Below are 19,328 nucleotides of genomic sequence, written 5' to 3'. Positions count from 1 at the left end.
CAAACCAGGAAAGGATGGCCGGCCGGTTTTGTTTGGTGTTACCCTCGACACAACGGCGCCGACAATGCATCTGTAAGATCATCGAGATCCCGCTGCGGCTCAGGCGGGGCGGTTCGACAGTCGAACTAACCATTAGCGACCACCCCCAGAGGGAGCAGCGCGATGGAAGACGATCGGAGATCTGCTTTTTCAGAAAATAGACCGCATCGAATCCGTGGATTGCTTGCCGCCGGCGTTGCAACCTGGATGGTGCTGACGGGCTTTTCCTTGCTGGTGCCCTTGCTTCTGGGGTGGGCCGGGGAACTGGCGGCCGGCAGCGGGCTTTCCCTTCCCGACTACGAGGCGTTCTCCATCGTACTGCTGGCCGTCTACGTCATCCCCATCGCCGCGATGGTTTGCCTTGTCGTGGGCTATCCCCTGTGGAGCCTTGCGGGTGCGGCCGGAATGACCCGGCGGCGACATGCATCGGGGTTCGGTGCGGCCGCCGGCGGCATCATCGCGCTCCTGATACTGCATTCCCATAGTCTGGCCGGGTTCATCATCGGCTTCTTCCTGGTTCCTTATCTCGCGATGGGCCGACCCTTCCGCCTGCCCGATTGGCTGAGAGGCCTGTCAATGCCTTACGTCGTCCTGGCCTTCGTTCTCGCCGGTGCGATCGCGGGCCTCACCGCCCTGTACGTCGGGCGCCACGGTACGGCGGGCCTGCGCTGCCTGTTTTGCCGGCGGGCTTGAGCGAGACCTCCTCGAAATTCCCGACATTTGTTTGGAGATAGCCATGATCAAGCAACTCATCCTAGCCTCTTCGTGCTGTGTCGTTGCTGCCCTGAGTAGCCTTTCGACCCCTGCCGCCGCCGCCAAGGCGGGGAAAGGCCCGAACGAGGATCTCCCGACCTATTGCGCCAGGGTCGGTACCGACGACACCGTCCGCGAATACACGCCGGACCTGCGCGATCGGACGCGGCGTGCCTACAAGAACATCCGAGGCGGAACCGATATGCAAGGCCAAGGGGCCGGCACGTCCCAGGAAGATCCGAGCGAACTCGATGCCCATTTCAAGGTCGACGCGAATTTTCGCTGCATGGACGGCAAGGTGATGGTCTGTTCCGTCGGCGCCAACCTGCCTTGCGTGAAGATCAACATGGCGCGCAACATCCCTGAAATCACGAAATACTGCCGGGAGAATCCGGGCGCCGACAATGGCCATGACCTGGCTCTCGCGATCACGGGTCATGACACAGGGCATAGTTTCCAATGCCGTCATGGTCGCGCCGTCGTGACCGGCGCGACCTGGGCACTCGACAAGCGCGGCTTCGCCAAGAGGATATGGTCCGTTCTTCCCGACTAGGGCAAAGCGCGTTCAAGACTGAACGCTTGCTTGCTCTAACTCTTTGGTTCGACGCGTCTTTGCGATTCCAGATGACCCCGTCCAATCGCAAAACGCTGTAGGAGCCTTCCCTGCAGCCGGGAATTCGGGGGCCGCACCAGTCTTTGCAGAGATGGACGGCACGACGGGCAAGCCAACAGATTAGCGTTGCCTCGTGGCCGCCCGACGGCATCAAGTCCAGGCATGGCTCGGAAATGGGCCGCGGGTTTGAAGAAGAACATCCCCCGAATGTAGTTGGCGCACAGTCTAGAATATGTATAAATTATTGTTATTGCGAGACAATTCAGAGAATGGCAAAGGGAATTGAGTTGTCCTCTTTGATTGGCTGTCGTCGTGCCTCAAGCCCTGCGCTTCTTCCTCCTCCGCTCCAGGACAGCCTGCCGGGATGCATGCAAACGGGTGTCGTCGCCGATCATGCCGCGAGACCGGATCGCAGCCAGGCAATTCGGCCTCGTGGAGGATTGCTAGATGGTGCTGGACATCCACACGTTGTTTCTGCGCCACGCCAAGGAGATCTCCAACACGTTGCGGCGTAGGGGCGTTACGGCCGACAATGCCGCCGACTTGACGCAGGAGACTTTTCTCAGGCTGCTTTCGGCGGACTCGCATGCCGAGGTGCATCACGCCAATCCGCGAGCCTTGCTCCATCGCATCGCGCGCAATCTGCGCATCGATCAGCAGCGTCGTGAGCGATTGGTGCTCAAGGACGACCTCGCCGACGAGGCCTTCGCTGCGATCTCGGACGACAAACCGTTACCCGAGACGATCGTCATCGATCGCCAACGCCTTGCGATCGTCACGGCTGCGCTCGCGGACTTGCCGGACCGCACGCGCCAAGCTTTCCAGATGCATCGTCTGGGCGAAAAGACCATCAATGAAATTGCCCAGGAACTCGGCCTGTCGACAACCAGGACCTGGACGCTGATCCGGGAAGCCTACCTTCATGTTCGGGCTCGGCTGCACGAGAAGGCCTAGGCAGACCAAAAGGCAATGCGGTCGCAACATGTGGCCGGGCGGCCGGCGTGCAGTTTTTTGTACGTTTGGAAAAATGTTTCCGCTCATCCGTTTGATTGATGTAGTCAGGGTGGTTGGCTGGTGCCCGCGCGCCTGCCCAAGGAACGTCAATGAACGAAACTTCCCCTCAGGAAGGTCGGCTGTTCGAAGAGGCGGCCGATCTCATGATCCGTCTGCAGAATGATCCGGGCAACCCGGTGTCCAGGCAGATGGTGAAGCGCTGGCGCGCCAGGGGCCCGGCCTATGAGAGGGCATGGCTCGAGGTTTCGGAAATCCATGGTCTGACAGGCAGGGTTCTTGCTCCAGCCCATCGGGTCGAACCGCGCTCCAAGCCGGGCATGACCCGCCGCAGCGTCGTGGCGGCGGGTCTGGCCGGGGCAGGGGCCTTGGCCGGCGGCTATCTCGCGCTGCCCGGCCTTGTCCTGCGCGCCAGGGCCGACCATCTCACCGGGACAGCCGAAATCCGCCGTATTGCGCTTCCCGACGGCGGTACGGCGACACTGGGCCCGGACAGCGCCATTGCCCTGCACTACGACGACCGCCGGAGAGAGGTTGCCTTGCTGGCAGGCATGGCATTTTTCGAGGTTGCCAAGGATCCCTCGCGCCCCTTCCGGGCCACGACGTCCGAAATGGCCGCGACCGCCCTCGGCACCGCCTTCGATCTCAGCAACGATGCCGGACTTGTTTCGGTTTCCGTGGAACATGGGTTGGTCGAGATCGATGTTCCCGGTTCAGGTCCCGCCGATGGCAACCGGCTGGCGGCCGGGCAATGGGCGACCTTCGACGAAGGCACCCGCCTTACCACGCGCGGCAACCGCGATGCGCGCCAGATCGGCGCCTGGCGCAGCGGCCAGATCCTGGTCGAAAACGAGCCGGTGCGGGCCGTCGTGGCGAAGATCGCGCGCTGGCAGGCGGGGCGCGTGGTGATCGCCGATGCAGGTCTTGGTGCCAACCGCATCAGCGGCGTTTTCGATCCCGGCAATCCCTTGCGCGCCCTGGAAGCCGTGGTTCATCCCTTCGGGGCCCGCGTTCGTTCGCTCGGCCCCTACCTCACCGTGATATCGTCGGTCTAAAGCGTTTTCCAGAAAAGTTGATAGACTTTTCGATGAAGAAAACGCGTCAAAACAAGGCGCTGGAGCCGAACGACGGTTCGGAGCAAAGTCATCTTGCTCTAAAAATGCTTCGCAGAAGGGAGAAATTTCGCGGCCCCCATTCGTCTTCACTCAAGGGGCAGGCTTGCGACGCGGTCGTCGAGCCTTGCAGCCCCTATAGCGTTTTGCGATTGGACGGGGTCACCTAGAATCGCAAAGACGCGTCGAACCAAAGAGTTAGAGCAAACAAGCGTTCAGTCATGAACGCGCTTTGCTCTAGGTGTCGGTGAGTGAGGAGGTTGTCGATGGAATTGGCTCGAGGCTTGCGTGTGGGCCTGTCTGGCTGGGCGTTGAGTTCCGCCCTGATGGCTTCGAGCGTTATCGTCTCCATGCCGCTTCTTGCTCCGGCAAGCGCGCAGGCGGCACAGGTTCAATTCACCATTCCGAAGGGACCACTCAGCCAGGCCCTGGCAGCGTTCGGACGCCAAAGCGGCCTGCAGATAACCTATCTGCCCGCGATCGCACGGGATAAAACCTCACCCGGCATCGCCGGTTCGGCCGCGCCGCAACAGGCGCTGTCGCGCCTGTTGCGCGGCACGGGCCTGTCCTACACCTTCACGAATTCGAGCACGGTTGCGATCACGGCGCCTGTCGTCCGGGACGGAACGGCCAGCATCTCCGGTGCCATCGAGCTCGATCCTGTCGTGGTCGACGGCAATGGCGACGGCAGCACCGGTTACGTTGCCACGCGCAGCGCGGCAGGCACGAAGACCAACACCCCCCTGATCGAGACCCCGCAGTCGGTGACGGTGCTCACCCGCAAGGAGCTGAACGATCGCAATGTACAATCCCTGACACAGGCCGTCGCCTACACCCCCGGGGTCCGCACGGAATCCGCGGGTTTCGACCCCCGCTACGACTCCTTCTCCATCCGTGGCTTCGACGTCACCTATAACGGCATCTATCGCGACGGGTTGCGCTTTCCGGGCGCCAACATGGCGGTCTTCAAGATCGATCCCTACAATGTCGAGAACATCTCGGTGCTGCGCGGTCCGAGTTCGGCTCTCTACGGATTGGGATCGCCCGGCGGACTGGTCGACGTCACCTCCAAGCTTCCCGTCGACAAGTCCTTTGGCGAAGTGGCACTGGAAGGCGGCAACAGGAACCACATCCAAGGCAATTTCGATGTCGGCGGGCCGCTCGATGCCCAGCAAACCTTGCTCTATCGCCTGACCGGAACCCTGCGGGACGGCAAGACGGCCAACGTCCTGGGGGGCGGCGATGACAAGCTGGCCAGCCTGGCGCCGGCCTTCACCTGGCGGCCGAACGACCAGACGACACTGACCATCCTCGGTGAATATCTCCAGGCCAAGACACCCGCCGCCTTCCCGTATTACGAGTGGTTGGGTTCGCCTTCCAACCAATATTCGCAAAGCGATCCCGATTATAACAGCCTGGAACAGAAGCAATATCGCATCGGATATCAGTTCGAGCGCAAATTCAACGACACCTTCACCTTCCGCCAGAAGCTGCGCTATGGCGGCGTCGACACGAAGGTGCGCTTCACCGGCATCAGCGAAATCGATGCAAACGCGATGGTCGCCAAGCGCTACACCGGCTATGTGCATGACAGGCTGAAGGCCCTGGCAGTCGATAACCAGCTGCAGGCCGATTTCTCGACCGGTCCCATCCAGCACAAAACCCTGGTGGGCCTGGATTATTCCAATCTCACGTTGCGCAGCGGCCTCGGCTATGGAACGGCGCCCGATCTCGAGCTGACCACGGGCGCCTCGCTGGGGGCATTCACCGATCCGCCCTTCAACACCTCCAACATGTCCCAAAGGCAGAACCAGCTCGGGCTCTACGTGCAGGAGCAGGCCAAATACGACAACTGGATCCTGACCCTGACTGGTCGGCAGGACTGGGTCCAGACCAAGACCTATGAGCGTATTGACAATTCCACCCAGCACGCCTCCGACAATGCCTTCACCGGGCGCGTGGGCCTGACCTATCTGTTCAACAATGGCCTCGCCCCCTATGTCAGCTATTCCACCTCCTTCAATCCCAATCTCGGTTCTGCCGATGGCGTTGCATTCAAGCCCACGACCGGCCGGCAGATCGAGGGTGGCGTCAAATACGCCCCCACTTGGTTCGACGGGATGTTCACCGCTTCCATCTTCGACGTCACGCAGGATGGCGGCATCGTGTCGATCCAAAATGTCTCGGTGCAGCGCGGCAAGATCCGCGGGCGCGGTGTCGAATTGGAGGCCGTGGCCAATCTCGGCGCCGGCTTCAGCCTGCGCGGCGCCTATACCTTCCTGGACCTGAAGACCATCACCGGCGATGTCGGCACCGTCGGCAAGGTGCCGACCGCGACGCCGCGCAACAGCTTCTCGACCTGGGTCGACTACCAGGCGCCCGGTGACATTGCCCTGGCAGGCTTCGGCGCCGGTCTCGGCTTGCGCTATATCGGCGAAAGCTACGGCGACGCCAAGAACACCTTCAAGAACGATGCGGTCGCGCTGGTGGACGCCAAGCTCAGTTACGACCTCGGACAGATCCGGCAAGGGTTGAAAGGCTGGGACGTGCAAGCCAATGCCCGCAACCTGTTCGACAAGAAATATGTCACCTGCGAGTCCGGTTTTTGCTACCAGGGCGCTCGTAGGGTGATGACCGCCAGCCTGCGCTATCGCTGGTGACGCCTTGCAGTTCGGCAAGGCTTCTTGTCTCTCGCCCAGCCGGCGGACCTTCCTGACCGGCGTGCTGGCCGCGCTCGCATCTGGCCTTGGTTCCGCCTCGGCAGCGCCAACGGGTTTGCAATCGTCTCCTTATCCCACGCGCGTTGTTTCGCTCGACGATGGCCTGACCGAAACTCTGCTCGGCCTGGGCGTGACGCCGGTCGCCATGCCGCAGGTCGAAGCCTGGAACGACTGGGTGGTCGAACCACGCCTGCCCCCGGGCATCACTGACCTGGGCACCGACCGTGAGCCCAATCTCGAACTTTTGACGCAGCTTGCGCCGGACCTCATCATCACGACGCCCTACCTGGCTGCGATCGAACCCGTGATGGCGCGTATTGCTCCCACACAGACCTTCTCCATCTACGCTCCGCCGGGGGGGCACCCCTATGAACTGAGCATCAAGGAGACACTCCGGCTTGGCGCCTTGCTCGGACGCGACAGCCAGGCACAGGCCCTGATTGCCAGGGGTGCGGCTACAATGACGCAACTGCGCTCCCGTTTTCGCAAGGCTGCCGACAGGCCGGTGCTGATCGTCAACTTCCTCGACGAGGGGCATCTGCGCATCTACGGCCAGCGCAGCCTGTTCCAGGATGTGATCGACCGCTGCGGCCTTGCCAATGGCTGGACGCGGCCGAGCAACTATTGGGGCTTTTCCACCATCGGGCTGGAGGATCTGGCCGTCAGCCCTGAAAGCCGATTTTTCTATTTCGAACCGGTCGCCCCAGGCATCCTCCAAAGCCTCGAAACCAACCCCGTGTGGAACAGCCTGCCGTTCGTTCGCGCCGGGCGCATCCATCGTCTGCCTGCCGCATCGGCTTTCGGAATGCTGCCTTCCGCGATGCGCTTCGGCACGTTGCTGAGCAGCCATCTTGCAGATGTCGAAAACACCCATGGTTGAGACTGCACGTCATAGGGGAGCCACTGTTCTCACCGCGAGCCTGCTCGTTGCAGCGGGCGCCTTGAGCTGGTGGCACATTGCCGGATATTTGCCTGCGGGGTTTGAGCTCGATGCCTTGTGGGCAGGAAATCCCGCCGACACCGCACAGATGCTGCTCGCCTATAATTTCCTGCCGCGCCTCGTCGTCAGCCCCCTGTGCGGAGCCACGCTGGGCCTGGCCGGTGCGCTGTGCCAGCTTTCCTTGCGCAACCCCATCGCCTCTCCGACCACGCTCGGTATCGAGGCCGGGGCGAGCCTTGCCCTGAGCGTCGCGATGCTGTGGGCCCCGTGGCTGTTTGCCTTCGGGCGGGTCTGGCCGACCCTGGCGGGCGGCATGCTGGCGGCGGGAAGCGTACTGGCCCTGTCGTGGCGGCTGGGCCTCGCCCCGATTTCCGTCATTTTGGCCGGGCTTGTGACGGGCCTCTTCTGCGCGGCCCTCACGGCCATGCTGACCCTGTTCAAGACCGACTATCTCGCCGGGCTCTTCATCTGGGGCAGCGGCTCGCTCAGCCAGCAGGGTTGGACGGTGCCCGCCAAGCTCGCTCCCGTCCTGCTGGCGGCCGCGCTGGCCGCCGGTTTGCTCGCGCGTCCCCTGGCATTGCTGGGATTGGACGATGCCAAGGCACGAAGTCTCGGGCTTTCCGTCGCTACGGCAAGGCTGTGCGCGCTGGCACTTGCCGTCGTGCTCAGCGTCAATGTCGTCAGCGCGGTCGGTGTCATCGGTTTCGTCAGCCTTGCGGCTCCCGTGCTCGCCCGCGCCCTCGGTGCCCGGCGTGCGGGCCATCAACTGGCCTGGTCGACGGCGCTGGGGGCGGGCCTGCTGTGGCTCGTGGACCAGGCCGTGCAGTCGGCGGATGCTTTATCGGGCCTCAGCCTGCCGACGGGAGCCGTCACGGCCCTGCTCGGCGCACCTCTGCTCATCGTCCTGCTCATGCAGCAAAGGAGCGTTCCGTTGGTGCCCCCGCCTGCCGCGGTGGAAAAGGCCTTGCTGACGTCCACGACCAGGAGCCGTCTCATTGCCCTCGGGCTTCTTGTGGTCATCCTCCTGGCGCTGTCCACGACGGTTGGGCGCGACGGCGATGGATGGCATCTGAGCCTCGGGCAGGAGCTCGACAGGCTTGTGGCGCTGCGCCTACCGCGCGCGATCGCTGCCCTGGCTGCAGGCGTGATGCTCGGTTTGGCAGGGTGTCTGCTGCAGCGCCTGACAGGCAACCCGATGGCCGGCCCTGAGGTTCTGGGTGTCAGCGCGGGGTCGGCCTTCGGCCTTGCCATTGCGTTGTTCAGCCTGTCCACGGTCGGGCCGGGCATGCAATTGCTTGCAGCCTCGATCGGTGCCTTCGCCGCGCTGGCGGCCATCCTGGCCCTCGATCGCAAGGCGAGCCCCGACAGGGCTTTGATCGCGGGCATTGCGTTCGGCGCCATGTTCGATGCCGTGATCAACGTCCTGATGGCCGGCGGCGATCCGCGTGCGATGCTCCTGTTGAACTGGATGATGGGCTCGACCTATGCGGTGGACGCCACCGCGGCTCTCGTAAGCGTCACGACGGCGCTGCTGCTCCTTGGCGGATTGTTGCTGACCGCGAGAATGCTGGCCATCCTGCCGCTCGGCAGGGGCATGTCGTCGGCCCTCGGTCTCAATCCCACGCACAGCCATATCCTCACCCTGGCCCTGAGCGCCCTCCTCGCCGCCGCGGCGACCCTGATCGTCGGGCCGCTGAGCTTCATCGGGCTGATGGCGCCGCATCTGGCGCGCCGCCTCGGCATGCGCCGCGTCTCCGCGGAGTTGGTGGGGGCTGCCCTCGTCGGCGGGCTGGTGATGGTCGCCGCCGACTGGTTCGGCCGCACCATCGTCTTTCCACGGCAAATTCCTGCCGGATTGGCAGCATCCCTGATCGGATGCCCGTCCCTGATCTGGCTTCTAGCGCGAAGGTCACCATCGTGAGTACAGCAGCCCTTATCGCCGACACGATCCATTTCGATCTGGCTCCTGCGTCGGAAATGCCGCCCTATCGCATTTTCCTGCGCATTCCCAGGGAGGTGCCACCGCCCCAGGGCTGGCCAATCCTCTATTTCCTCGATGCCAATGCCATTGTCGGGACGGCGGTCGATATCATGCGCGTCCAATCGGCCTATCCGCGCGGCACCGGCATCATGCTCGGGGTACTGGTCGGCATCGGCTATCCGACGCCGGAAGCCTATGACAGCGTGCGCCGATCCTGGGACATGGGGCCGCCGCCCGGCCAGACCTATCCGCCCCACACCGAGGGCGGCCCCGACGTGCGAACCGGGGGAGCCGACGAGTTCCTGGCGTTCATCGAGGATGAACTCAAGCCCGTGATAGCGTCCCGAGCCCCGATCGACGGGAAGAGACAGGCCTTGTTCGGGCACTCCTTCGGCGGCCTGTTCGTCCTGCATGCTTTGTTCCGCAAGCCGGAAGCCTTCTCGGCCTGGATCGCGGCAAGCCCCGCAATCTGGTGGGAAGGGGCAGGGATCGTTGACGAAGCGAAACGTTTCGCGGCGCAGGCGGACGCGAAACCTCAGGGGCGCGTGCTGGTGATGGCCGGCGAGTACGAGCAGCGCCTGGCGCCTTTCCAGATCGGCGCGAGCGACGCGGCCGAGCGCGCGCGGAGCTATGAGGAAAGCCGGATTGTCGACAATGCGCGAGCCATGGCCGAGCGCCTGGCGAGCGTGCCGGGTCTCGCCGCATCCTTCCACCTGCTGGAAGGCGAAAACCACATGTCGGTCCTGCCTGGCTCCGTCAATCAAGCGGTCCGCCTGGCGTTCGGTCCATCCTGAGCCCCGCGGAACGTGCAACGGAGCCTTTCGCCTCCAGGCTCCCCAGTCGCGACGGGGCGGAGCCTGCCGCGGGCCTGTCGTCGTCATGGAAGAGAATGCGCTCGCCGGCCCCATCGAGATCGTCGTATTGGTCGCTGCTCATCGACCAGAAGAAGGCGCCCAACGCGGCTGCGCCGAGGATGAGCGCGATCGGGACGAGGAAGACGAGGCTGTTCATTTTGCCGTCACCATGCGCAGGCGTTCGGCGCGCGCCGAGGTCACCTCTTCGACCGTTCGGCTGGAAGGGCGAAGACGAAGCGCGTTGGCAACGACGACGACCGACGAAACGGACATGGCGAGCGCGGCCAGCAAAGGCGTGACATAGCCGGCCATCGCGACAGGGATGGCGAGCGCATTGTAGCCGATGGCGATCGCGAAATTCTGCCGGACCAGGCGGCCGGCCTTGTGCGCGATGTCGAGGGCCGCGGGAATGGCGGCGAGGCTGTCGTAGAGAAAGACGAAATCGGCTGCGCTGCGTCCGATGTCCGCCGCGGTAGCCGGGGCCATCGAGACATGAGCGGCCGACAGGGCAGGGGCATCGTTGAGACCATCCCCGACCATCAGGGTACGGCGCCCCTCGGCCTTTGCCTGGGAGAGACGGGCCACCTTGTCACCCGGCATCAGGCCGGCTTCGAAATCCTCGATGTCCAGGGCCTTGGCGATGCCGGCGACGGCACTCGATCTGTCCCCGGACAGGATCTCGACGGACAGGCCCGCCTGGTGCAGGCGCTTCACCGTCTCGACAGCTCCCGGGCGCAAGGCCTCCGCGATCTCGAAGCGGGCAATCTCCTTGCCATTGCATGAGAGAATGGTGCCATCCGGCGCACTCTGCGCATCGAGAGCCCAGCTGGCCCGGCCCAATCTATAGCGTTGGCCGTCGAGAATGGCTTCGAGGCCGAGCCCGGCCTCCTCGCTCACTTCGGAGAGATCGGCTCGCCGTCCCGCGGTGTCCGAGGCCGCGATGGCGATGGCCTGCGACACCGGATGGTTCGAATGCCGGGCCAGCGCGCCCGCGATCTCCAGGGCTCCGGGAGATACGCCGCGAAGATCGATGCGAGGCGTTCCGATGGTCAACGTCCCGGTCTTGTCGAAGCAGACGGCCTCGATCTCGGCGAGGCGTTCGATGGCCGATCCGTCCTTCATCATGATGCCGGCGTCGAACAGGCGGCGCGCGGCGACAACCTGGACGATGGGAACGGCGAGGCCGAGTGCGCAGGGGCAGGTGATGATCAGCACGGCAATGGCGATGCTGGTCGCGTTGTGCCAGTCCCCGCTTACGGCCATCCAGCCCAGGAAGGTCAGGAAGGCGGCCAGATGCACCACCGGCGAGTAGAGGCGGGCCGCCCGGTCGGCGATCCTGCGGTAACGCGCCCGCCCGTCTTCGGCGGCCTCCATCAGGCGTGTCATCTCCGCGAGAAAGGAGTCTCGTGCATGGGCCGTGGCGATGAACCTGACGGGAGCACCCAGATTGAGCGCGCCGGCCTGGACGAAGGAGCCGACCGCCACCGCTACCGGCATGCTTTCTCCTGTCGCCAGGGCACAATCCAGGCTGGAGGTTCCGGACACGATCCGCCCGTCCACCGGTACGCGGTCGCCGACAGCGAGGATGATCGTCATGCCCGGCTCGATCTCGCCGATGGGCAGGTAGTCGCGGCTTCCGTCGGAACGCTCGACGGTCGCGCCGCGCGGAGAGAGCCGCAGCAAGGAACCTATCACGCCCCGCGCGCGCTGGCGCATGGCATGGTCCAGGGTGCGGCCGATCAGCAGGAAGAAGATCAGGCTGGTCGCGGCATCGAAATAGGCCTGGTGGCCGTGGTGCAGCGTGTCGTAGAGGCTGAGCCCGAAGGCCAGCGTGATGCCGATGCTGATCGGCACGTCCATATTGGTGCGGCCATGCCTCAATGCGGCCCAGGCCGAGCGGTAGAAGACGCCGCCGGAATAGAGCAGGGTCGGCAAGGCCAAGGCTGCCGATATCCAGTGGAAGGCCTGCCGGGTTTCCGCCTCGGCCCCGGACCAGATCGAGACCGACAGCATCATGATGTTCATGGCCGCAAAGCCCGAGACGGCCAGGGCGCGGATCAGATAGGCCATTTCCGGATCGAAGTTCCGTTCCTCGGCCTCGTCGAGATGCGCCTTGTAGCCTACAGCCGCGAGGGCTGCGATCATGTCGGGCGGCGCCGTGCCGCGCCAGGTGACGGCGACGCGGCGGGTGGTCAGGTTGGCGCGGGCGCGTTCGACTTGGGGAAGCCGCGAAAGCGCGTCCTCGACACTCTGGATGCAGGCGCCGCAATGCATGCCGGGAACGGACAGGCTGGTTTGCCGGGATCCGTTGCCCAGATCACGGCTGGCCAGCGTGATCTCGTCCTGGGAACTCGCCCGCCCGATGGCGGCGGTGAGCTCGACGCCATGTGCACAGCAGCTCATTCGATGGCCCGGTAGCTGTGCCAGGTCGCATGGCCGAGCAATGGGAAGATCACTATCAGCCCGAGCATTCCCGTCGCGAGGCTGGCGAGAAAGAGAACCAGAACGATGGCACCCCACATCAGCATGACCGGCAGGTTGCGGAACACCATGGAGATCGAGGTGCCCATGGCCGTGAAGGCATCGACGGGCTTGTCGAGCAGCATGGGAATGGAGAAGGTGCTGATGGCGAAAGCGAAGGCGGCGAAGAGGCCGCCGACGGCAGTGCCCGTCAGCAGCATGGCCCAGCCGATGGGCGTGGTGAACAGCATTTCGGCGACATGGTCGAGACCCGGGAAAGGGCGGTAGCCGAAGAACAGGGCGTAGATGATGACGGCCGCCCGCATCCAGACCAGCATGAGCAGGCACAGGATCGCCCCGGTATAGAGCACCTGGCCGCCGGATCGGGCCTTGACGAACATCATGCTGGAGAGCGTGAACGGGTTGCCGGTTTCGATGGCACGGCTCTTCTCATAGAGACCGATGGCCAGCAGCGGGCCGAGCACCATGAAGCCGGCCAATGCCGGGAAGAGGATGTAGTCGAGCCCGAGTGCGCCGAGTGCCCACACGATGGCGATCGAAACAGCGAAGACGACAAGGCCATAGGCCAGGCTGGGACCGGGCCGATGGGTGAGGTCGCGCCAGCCGGCGGCGAGCCAGCCGAACGCCGCGGATGCCGGCAGATGCCGCCGGCGCCTTTCCGCAGCCGAGGGCAGGATGGTTTCGAGGTGGCCGTTGGAACGTATCATGGAATCCCCCTCAGCATGAGGATTGGGCGGCGCCGAACGAACCCGCATTGCGTGCATCGCCCGTTGCCTTGTCATGGGCGACGCAATCCGGCCGCGAGGCGAAAGCCACGTAGATCAGATGCGCATTGGCACCGACGAATACCGCGACGATCAGCGCGCTCAGCATGATCGCCGCCAGGCGCCAGGGGCGGACACCAGCGCGGGGCTGCGAGCCGGTCGATCGCCCGGTCATGGCTTGGCCGCCTCGAGCGTGGAGACATAGAGCGCCAGGATCTTGCGATTGGTCTCCGACAGGCGCCCTTGCCACTGCGGCATGTATCCCTGCCGGCCGGCATAGATCGTGGCGTAGAGGGCCTGGCTGTCACCGCCATAGATCCAGAAGCGATCGGTCAGATCCGGAGCCCCCACATCCGTCTTGCCTTTCGCGTTGGCGCCGTGGCACGCGACGCAATTGGCGGCGAACACCTCTTGTCCCGCCTTGATTTGCGCGGCGTTGCCCTGCTTGCCGGAAAGCGACTGCACATAGGCGACGACATCCTCGATCTTTGCCGCATCGAGTACGTGCTGGCGGCCGAAGGCCAGCATCTGGGAAACCCTTGTATCGGGATGGCTCGAATTGATGCCGATGCGAATGGTCTCGGCAATGGTTTCGGGCGAGCCGCCCCACAGCCAGCTCTTCGATGTCAGATTGGGGAAGCCGGGACCGCCGGTCGCCTTGGCGCCGTGGCAGGCCGCGCAATTGTCGCGAAAGAGGGTCTGGCCGGTTTCCCTGACCTTTTGCATCAGCGCGGGATCGGCCTCGATTGCGGTGAAGTCCTTGGAGGCGATCTCCGCCTCCCAACTGCTGCGCTCGACGGCTGCCTGCTTGACCTGGTCGGTCACCAATTGCTGCTGGTCGATTCCGAGCAGTCCCTTGGTATAGGTCGTGACCAGCGGAAAGGCCGGGTAGAGCAGCCAGCAGATCAGCGAAAATGCAAAACCGAGGGCCAGAAAGACGAGCACCACCTTTGGCACCGGGGTGTCGAGTTCCTCGATGCCGTTCCATTCATGGCCGGTCGTCATGCGACCGGTGACGCTATCGCGTTTGCCTTCCTGCATGGCTCACCGTCCCGGCCGATCGGTCGTATCGAGGATGCTGCTTGCGGCCCTGTCGAATTCCGCCTTCTTGCCCGGCCACAGGGCGTAGATCGTCACCGCGATGGAAAGCCCGACGAGGTAGAAAAGGCCCCAGCTTTTGGAAAAGGCGACGACGCTCTGGTGATCGAAATCCATCTCACTTCTCCGCGACGGTCGGCGCCGGCTGCTTCGCGCCAGCCGTCGGCTTGTAGGGAATGTCGGTTTGCCGGCCGAGGATCTGCAGATAGGCGACCAGCGCATCCATTTCGGTCAGCTCGCCCGGATTGCCGTCGAAATCCCGGACATTGGTGGCCTCGCCATAGCGCTCCTTCACGCCGGTGGAGGCGTCGGCATCGGGAGCAGCCTGGCCATAGGCGTCCGCCGTCGCGTTCTTGACCATGGCGTCTGTATAGGGAACGCCGACCTTGCGCTGGGCGGCGAGATTGAGCGACAGGCCGTCGATCTTCAGGGCGTTGGTTGCCAGCCAGCCATATCTAGGCATGACCGACTCCGGCACCACGGCCCGAGGGTTGATGAGATGGGCCACGTGCCAGGCATCCGAATATTTGCCGCCGAGACGCGCGATATCGGGGCCGGTGCGCTTGGATCCCCACAGCATCGGGTGGTCGTATTTCGACTCCACCGCAAGCGAGTAGGGGCCGTAGCGCTCGACTTCGTCGCGCAAGGTGCGGATCATCTGGGAATGGCAGGCATAGCAGCCTTCGCGGATGTAGATATCGCGCCCTGCCAGTTCCAGCGGTGTGTAGAGGCGCATGTCCGGCGCCTTCTCGACCGTCTGATCGATGGTGAAGAGGGGAGCGATCTCGATGAAGCCGCCGATCGACGAGACGACGAGGATGGCAGCCAGGAAGGCGATGGAGTTGCGCTCGAGCTTGCGGTGAATTTCAGGCATGTCGTTACTCCGCCGGCATCGAGGCAAGGCTCGGCACGTCTTGGACTGGCACGTCTTGGGCCGGCACGTCCTGTTCGCCGCTGCGCCCGGCTTCGGCCTGGCTTGTGCGAATGGTCATCCAGACATTGAGGGAGCCCACCACTGCACCGGCCAGGAAGAACAGGCCGCCAATGGTGCGTGCGATGTAGTAGGGATGCATCGCGACCAGGCTTTCGATGAAGGAATATTGCAGCGTGCCGCTGTCATTGTAGGTGCGCCACATCAGGCCCTGGATGATGCCCGAATTCCACATGGCGAAGACGTAGATGATGGTGCCGGAGAGAGCGAGCCAGAAATGCAGCTCGATGAGCTTGGGCGACCACATGGCCTCGCGCTTCCACATCCAGGGTACCAGCGCGTAGATCGAGCCGAAGGTGATCATCGCCACCCAGCCCAGCGCCCCGGCATGCACATGGCCGATGGTCCAGTCCGTATAGTGCGATAGCGCGTTGACGGGACGGATCGCCATGAACGAGCCTTCGAAGGTCGACAGGCCGTAGAAGACGGCGGCGACCATCATGAAGCGCAGAGTGGCGTCGTCGCGGACCTTGTGCCAGGCCCCGTTCAGCGTGGCGAGCGCATTGCCGGCGGACGCCCAGGAGGGGACCAGCAGCATGACCGAAAAGGTCATGCCGAGGGTCTGCACCCAGTGGGGAAGGGCGGTGTAATGCAGGTGGTGCGAGCCCGCCCACATATAGAGGAAGGTGATGCCCCAGAAGCTGATGATCGAAAGCCGGTAGGAGAAGATCGGCCGGCCGGCGCGCTTGGGCAGGTAATAATACATCATGCCCAGGAAGCCGGAGGTCAGGAAGAAGGCCACCGCATTGTGGCCGTACCACCATTGCGTCATGGCATCCTGCACGCCCGAAAACAGCGAGTAGCTCTTGGTCGAGCCGAGGGAAAGCGGCACGGCGAGGTTGTTGACGATATGCAGCACCGCCACGACCAGGATGAAGGCCATGTAGTACCAGTTGGCGACGTAGATATGCGGCTCCTTGCGGCGTGCCAGCGTGCGGATGAAGATCGAGAAGTAGACGACCCACACGACGACCAGCCAGAGATCGGCATACCATTCCGGCTCGGCATATTCCTTCGATTGGGTCACGCCCATCAGGTAGCCGCTGGCGGCGACGATGCAGAACAGATTGTAGCCGAGCAGCACGAACCAGGGGCTGACCTGGTCCGGCAACCGGGCGCGCGAGGTACGCTGCAGGACGTGGAAGGAGGTCGCGATCAGAGCATTGCCGCCGAAGCCGAAGATGACCCCGCTGGTATGGACGGGGCGAAGCCGGCCGAAGCTCGCCCAGGCGGCATCGAAGGTCAGGTCCGGCCAGGCCAGGAGGGCGGCCACCCACACCCCGACGAACATGCCGATGACGGCCCAGATCATGGTCAGGACGATGCCGACCCGAGTGGGATCGTCATAATATTCCTCCAGCTGCGAAGCCGGCGGCTCGGGATCGAAGTAATGCCCGATCAATGCGAAGATGAAGCCCAGGGCCGCGACCAGCACGATGAAGCCGTGGACCCCCAGCGGCTCGCCGCGGCCGCCGATCGCCATCGCCAGGCCGAAGACGCCAAGCAGGACTACAATCGCCAGGGAAAGCTGGCGTTCACTCAAGGTGAGGCGGGAGATCATGCCATCGGCTCCATCGGCCTTCCACTCCGTTGCCGGACCGACGGGTCTGGCTCGAGGATTGACGATTGGCAGATCGCTGGCTGTCCTCCCTTGATGTAGATCAAGGTCGAGGCGATGAAGTGGGCCGGTTCACAAGATCGAAGCTTGATCGCGGCGTTGATCGGTGGTTCGAGAAGGGGCGGCTGGAAGAAGCGGTTCAATTCCGGCTATAGAACGGTGGGGGCCTCACGCCATCGATCGACTGCAGAAAATGCCCAACCTGCTCATCCGCCTCTGCCTGCTTGTATGGATCCCGCTGCAATTAGGTATCATCGAGAGAGCCAATGCGGCTGCGTCCGAGGCGGGCGTCTGCCGTGAGATTCCGGCGGGTCGCGACAGCGGCGACAAGCGCGTGGCGCTGGTCGTGGGCAATACGGCCTATCGGCATGGCCTGCCGGCGCTCGCCAACCCCGCCAACGACGCCGCTGCGGTCGCCAGGACATTGAGCAGGCTTGGCTTCGATGTTCTCCTCGTCACGGATGCTTCGGACCGGCAATTGCAGGCCTGCCTGGCGCGCGCCAGTGCCCGGATGTCGCAGGCCGCCATCGGCCTGTTCTATTATTCGGGCCATGGCATCCAGGTCGATGACGAGAATTATCTCGTCGCTCTGAATGCGCGGGCGGGAAACCTCAAGACGGGCTTCGTGCCCGTGCAGCCGATCGTCGACGAGATCCAGCGTCGGGCCGCCGCGACACTCGTGTTCCTCGACGCCTGCCGGAACAATCCGCTGGCGCCCAGGGGGCGGGAGGGCCTATCGGTATCCACGGGCCGCGGCATTCAGGTCGTGGCAAGCAAGGCGCCCGTCCCGAAGCCCGCAGCGCCGCAGGCGCGCGGCCTGATGGTGGCCTATTCGACCTCGCCCAACTCGGTCGCCGTGGATGGCGACGGCGACCTCAGCCCGTTTACGGATGCCTTCATTCGCAAGGTTCTCTCGCCCGGCTATTCGATACAGCGCGTGATGAGCGAGGTGACGAACGCCGTCGGCGAGCAGACGACATGGGCCCAGACTCCTTGGATGAAGTCCTCGCTCACCCGCGAGCTCAAGCTCGACGGCGAGCAGACTTTGGCCGAGGCCCAGGCGGTGTCGCAAAACTGGGCGAACCTGTCACTGAAGCTCCTCTGGACGCATGAGGGCCGGCAGGCCGCGCTGGTTGCCGCCTTGAAGGGATTGCCGGCCGAGCCCAGCGAGGCGACGCTAAGAGCATTTCCGGATGCCTATCTCGCCGTCTTCTCCGCCATGCATGCCAGCATGTCGAAACTGCCTGTGAACGGCTTGCCCCTTGGCGATATCCACGGCGATCAGGTCGCGGTGTTTCGCCTGCTCGAGAACGGTGCCTCGAGCCTGGAGCTCTGGTCCCAGTCACGCCAGGTTCTTCTGCGTCCGGTGCAGCAATATCCCGCAAACGAGGCCCATGGCGCCAGGTTCAGTCCCGACGGCACCCTTCTGCTGAGCTACGGCAACGGAACGGTGGTAGGATGGGACGTGGCGACGGGCGTCAAGCGGTTCGAGACCGTGGTTGCGCACGAGGCTGCCGGCGGCCTGCTCGGTCAGCGCAAATGGGTCTTCGATGTCGGCTTCAGTCCCGATGGGCACTTATTCTATGTGACCGCCACCGACAAGAAGATCCTGCAGATCCTCGACGCCCGCACGGGCAATGTCGTCGAAGCCTTCGACGGCGCTGCGTTCGCACCCGTTGCAGACGTCACCCAGTCTCCTGCGGTGAAGTATATAGGCGAAGACAAGTTGCTTCTGCTGCTGTCGTCCAGCCAGCAGCCCGAACGGCCGGTGATAGCGACCTATGATCTGAAAGAGCAGCGGTTGACGCTGATCGATCATGTTTCCGCGAAGTCGGTGACACATTTCGGTTATGACCCCGCGGGGCGCTACGTCGCTCTCACGATCATGCCCGACAATGGCTTCAGCGGACAGGCCGACTTCATGGTCTGGGATGTCCGTTCCAAGAAGAAGGTCTTGTCCGCCAAGGGCATGGTGATGGACGTCTCCTTCGATCCGACGGGGCGCTTCGTGCTCGCGAGCGCCGGAACATCATCGACGGTGTATGACCTTTCCGACGGCAAGGAGACCAGTGTGGCGGCAATACCATCCGGGTTTCGGGCCATGCCCGGCTATATTGCCTCGTCCACGGGGCTGTCGCCCGTGGTGATGCCGTCTGGTCCCTGGTTTTCCTGGGATCTGCCCTATGGACGGGCGCTCGTCGACCTGGCCTTTTCGACGCTGCCCGCAGAACAGCAGGCGCGCGTGGCCCAGGAACGGGTTTCATACGTGGGAAATGACTGAGTAAGCGCGTTCGGGCGCGAATAGCCGCTTGTCCTCGTTGGTCGGTTCGGTCCGACTTGCGCTTGGAAGACT

Annotated in this window: 17 protein-coding genes; 9 read left to right on the top strand and 8 right to left on the bottom strand. The window is 63.8% G+C overall.

What is annotated here, in order from left to right; all coding sequences use genetic code 11:
• The first annotated feature begins 162 nt into the window (after positions 1 to 162).
• From BA190_RS01175 to BA190_RS01140, 8 genes are all read left to right on the top strand, one after another.
• A complete protein-coding gene (locus BA190_RS01175) occupies positions 163 to 732 on the top strand; it encodes a hypothetical protein (protein ID WP_156771313.1) in 570 nt (189 codons plus the stop codon).
• Positions 733 to 775: 43 nt separating this feature from the next.
• Positions 776 to 1,345: a hypothetical protein gene (locus BA190_RS01170; RefSeq protein WP_068281572.1), complete on the top strand. Its 570-nt coding sequence runs from the start codon at positions 776 to 778 to the stop codon at positions 1,343 to 1,345.
• A gap of 507 nt (positions 1,346 to 1,852) precedes the next feature.
• Positions 1,853 to 2,359, top strand: a complete 507-nt coding sequence (locus tag BA190_RS01165; RefSeq protein ID WP_068281571.1) for an RNA polymerase sigma factor — start codon at positions 1,853 to 1,855, stop codon at positions 2,357 to 2,359.
• Positions 2,360 to 2,508: 149 nt separating this feature from the next.
• Complete coding sequence (locus BA190_RS01160; protein WP_068281570.1) at positions 2,509 to 3,471, top strand: FecR domain-containing protein; 963 nt, start codon at positions 2,509 to 2,511, stop codon at positions 3,469 to 3,471.
• A gap of 323 nt (positions 3,472 to 3,794) precedes the next feature.
• Positions 3,795 to 6,188: a TonB-dependent siderophore receptor gene (locus BA190_RS01155; protein WP_068281569.1), complete on the top strand. Its 2,394-nt coding sequence runs from the start codon at positions 3,795 to 3,797 to the stop codon at positions 6,186 to 6,188.
• A 115-nt stretch (positions 6,189 to 6,303) separates the two neighbouring features.
• A complete protein-coding gene (locus BA190_RS01150; protein ID WP_162275032.1) occupies positions 6,304 to 7,128 on the top strand; it encodes an ABC transporter substrate-binding protein in 825 nt (274 codons plus the stop codon).
• A complete protein-coding gene (fhuB, locus tag BA190_RS01145; RefSeq protein WP_068281568.1) occupies positions 7,121 to 9,109 on the top strand; it encodes a Fe(3+)-hydroxamate ABC transporter permease FhuB in 1,989 nt (662 codons plus the stop codon). The genes BA190_RS01150 and fhuB overlap by 8 nt, the downstream gene beginning before the upstream one ends.
• Positions 9,064 to 9,963: an alpha/beta hydrolase gene (locus tag BA190_RS01140; protein ID WP_068281567.1), complete on the top strand. Its 900-nt coding sequence runs from the start codon at positions 9,064 to 9,066 to the stop codon at positions 9,961 to 9,963. Before fhuB ends, BA190_RS01140 begins: the two co-directional genes overlap by 46 nt.
• Here BA190_RS01140 and ccoS read toward each other — a convergent pair.
• The 8 genes from ccoS to ccoN are packed head-to-tail and all read right to left on the bottom strand — an operon-like array spanning position 9,926 to position 16,918.
• A complete protein-coding gene (ccoS, locus tag BA190_RS37145; RefSeq protein ID WP_068281566.1) occupies positions 9,926 to 10,180 on the bottom strand; it encodes a cbb3-type cytochrome oxidase assembly protein CcoS in 255 nt (84 codons plus the stop codon). The genes BA190_RS01140 and ccoS overlap by 38 nt on opposite strands.
• Positions 10,177 to 12,426, bottom strand: a complete 2,250-nt coding sequence (locus BA190_RS01130; protein WP_068281565.1) for a heavy metal translocating P-type ATPase — start codon at positions 12,424 to 12,426, stop codon at positions 10,177 to 10,179. Before BA190_RS01130 ends, ccoS begins: the two co-directional genes overlap by 4 nt.
• A complete protein-coding gene (locus BA190_RS01125; protein ID WP_068281564.1) occupies positions 12,423 to 13,211 on the bottom strand; it encodes a DUF2189 domain-containing protein in 789 nt (262 codons plus the stop codon). The genes BA190_RS01130 and BA190_RS01125 overlap by 4 nt, the downstream gene beginning before the upstream one ends.
• Positions 13,212 to 13,221: 10 nt before the next feature.
• The gene (locus tag BA190_RS01120) at positions 13,222 to 13,443 is read right to left on the bottom strand and encodes a hypothetical protein (protein ID WP_068281563.1); all 222 of its coding nucleotides are present in this window, start codon (positions 13,441 to 13,443) and stop codon (positions 13,222 to 13,224) included.
• Positions 13,440 to 14,309 carry a cytochrome-c oxidase, cbb3-type subunit III gene (gene ccoP, locus BA190_RS01115; RefSeq protein ID WP_068281562.1) on the bottom strand — a complete coding sequence of 290 codons (870 nt, stop codon included), beginning with the start codon at positions 14,307 to 14,309 and terminating at the stop codon, positions 13,440 to 13,442. The genes BA190_RS01120 and ccoP overlap by 4 nt, the downstream gene beginning before the upstream one ends.
• A 3-nt stretch (positions 14,310 to 14,312) precedes the next feature.
• On the bottom strand, positions 14,313 to 14,483 hold the full coding sequence (locus tag BA190_RS01110; RefSeq protein WP_068281561.1) for a CcoQ/FixQ family Cbb3-type cytochrome c oxidase assembly chaperone: 171 nt from the start codon (positions 14,481 to 14,483) through the stop codon (positions 14,313 to 14,315).
• A gap of 1 nt (position 14,484) precedes the next feature.
• Positions 14,485 to 15,240 carry a cytochrome-c oxidase, cbb3-type subunit II gene (ccoO, locus tag BA190_RS01105; protein ID WP_068281560.1) on the bottom strand — a complete coding sequence of 252 codons (756 nt, stop codon included), beginning with the start codon at positions 15,238 to 15,240 and terminating at the stop codon, positions 14,485 to 14,487.
• A gap of 4 nt (positions 15,241 to 15,244) precedes the next feature.
• Positions 15,245 to 16,918, bottom strand: a complete 1,674-nt coding sequence (gene ccoN / locus BA190_RS01100; RefSeq protein WP_068281559.1) for a cytochrome-c oxidase, cbb3-type subunit I — start codon at positions 16,916 to 16,918, stop codon at positions 15,245 to 15,247.
• Positions 16,919 to 17,168: 250 nt separating this feature from the next.
• Here ccoN and BA190_RS01095 point away from each other — a divergent pair, with 250 nt between their 5' ends.
• Entirely contained in the window at positions 17,169 to 19,256 is a 2,088-nt protein-coding gene (locus BA190_RS01095; protein ID WP_068281558.1) for a caspase family protein, read from the top strand.
• Positions 19,257 to 19,328 lie beyond the last annotated feature (72 nt).

Origin of the sequence: Labrys sp. WJW, assembly GCF_001676615.1 — a bacterium.
Lineage (GTDB): Bacteria > Pseudomonadota > Alphaproteobacteria > Rhizobiales > Labraceae > Labrys > Labrys sedimenti.
Note: the sequence above shows the minus strand (reverse complement) of the source record. Positions and strands in the feature narration are given on the sequence as shown.

Coding starts and splice junctions, on each gene's coding strand:
- BA190_RS01165 (WP_068281571.1), top strand. CDS start 1,853: ATGGTGCTGGACATCCACACGTTGTTTCTGCGCCACGCCAAGGAGATC.
- BA190_RS01125 (WP_068281564.1), bottom strand. CDS start 13,211: ATGATACGTTCCAACGGCCACCTCGAAACCATCCTGCCCTCGGCTGCG.
- ccoN (WP_068281559.1), bottom strand. CDS start 16,918: ATGATCTCCCGCCTCACCTTGAGTGAACGCCAGCTTTCCCTGGCGATT.
- ccoP (WP_068281562.1), bottom strand. CDS start 14,309: ATGCAGGAAGGCAAACGCGATAGCGTCACCGGTCGCATGACGACCGGC.
- BA190_RS01175 (WP_156771313.1), top strand. CDS start 163: ATGGAAGACGATCGGAGATCTGCTTTTTCAGAAAATAGACCGCATCGA.
- BA190_RS01140 (WP_068281567.1), top strand. CDS start 9,064: ATGCCCGTCCCTGATCTGGCTTCTAGCGCGAAGGTCACCATCGTGAGT.
- BA190_RS01120 (WP_068281563.1), bottom strand. CDS start 13,443: ATGACCGGGCGATCGACCGGCTCGCAGCCCCGCGCTGGTGTCCGCCCC.
- BA190_RS01110 (WP_068281561.1), bottom strand. CDS start 14,483: ATGGATTTCGATCACCAGAGCGTCGTCGCCTTTTCCAAAAGCTGGGGC.
- BA190_RS01155 (WP_068281569.1), top strand. CDS start 3,795: ATGGAATTGGCTCGAGGCTTGCGTGTGGGCCTGTCTGGCTGGGCGTTG.
- BA190_RS01170 (WP_068281572.1), top strand. CDS start 776: ATGATCAAGCAACTCATCCTAGCCTCTTCGTGCTGTGTCGTTGCTGCC.
- fhuB (WP_068281568.1), top strand. CDS start 7,121: ATGGTTGAGACTGCACGTCATAGGGGAGCCACTGTTCTCACCGCGAGC.
- BA190_RS01160 (WP_068281570.1), top strand. CDS start 2,509: ATGAACGAAACTTCCCCTCAGGAAGGTCGGCTGTTCGAAGAGGCGGCC.
- ccoO (WP_068281560.1), bottom strand. CDS start 15,240: ATGCCTGAAATTCACCGCAAGCTCGAGCGCAACTCCATCGCCTTCCTG.
- ccoS (WP_068281566.1), bottom strand. CDS start 10,180: ATGAACAGCCTCGTCTTCCTCGTCCCGATCGCGCTCATCCTCGGCGCA.
- BA190_RS01130 (WP_068281565.1), bottom strand. CDS start 12,426: ATGAGCTGCTGTGCACATGGCGTCGAGCTCACCGCCGCCATCGGGCGG.
- BA190_RS01095 (WP_068281558.1), top strand. CDS start 17,169: ATGCCCAACCTGCTCATCCGCCTCTGCCTGCTTGTATGGATCCCGCTG.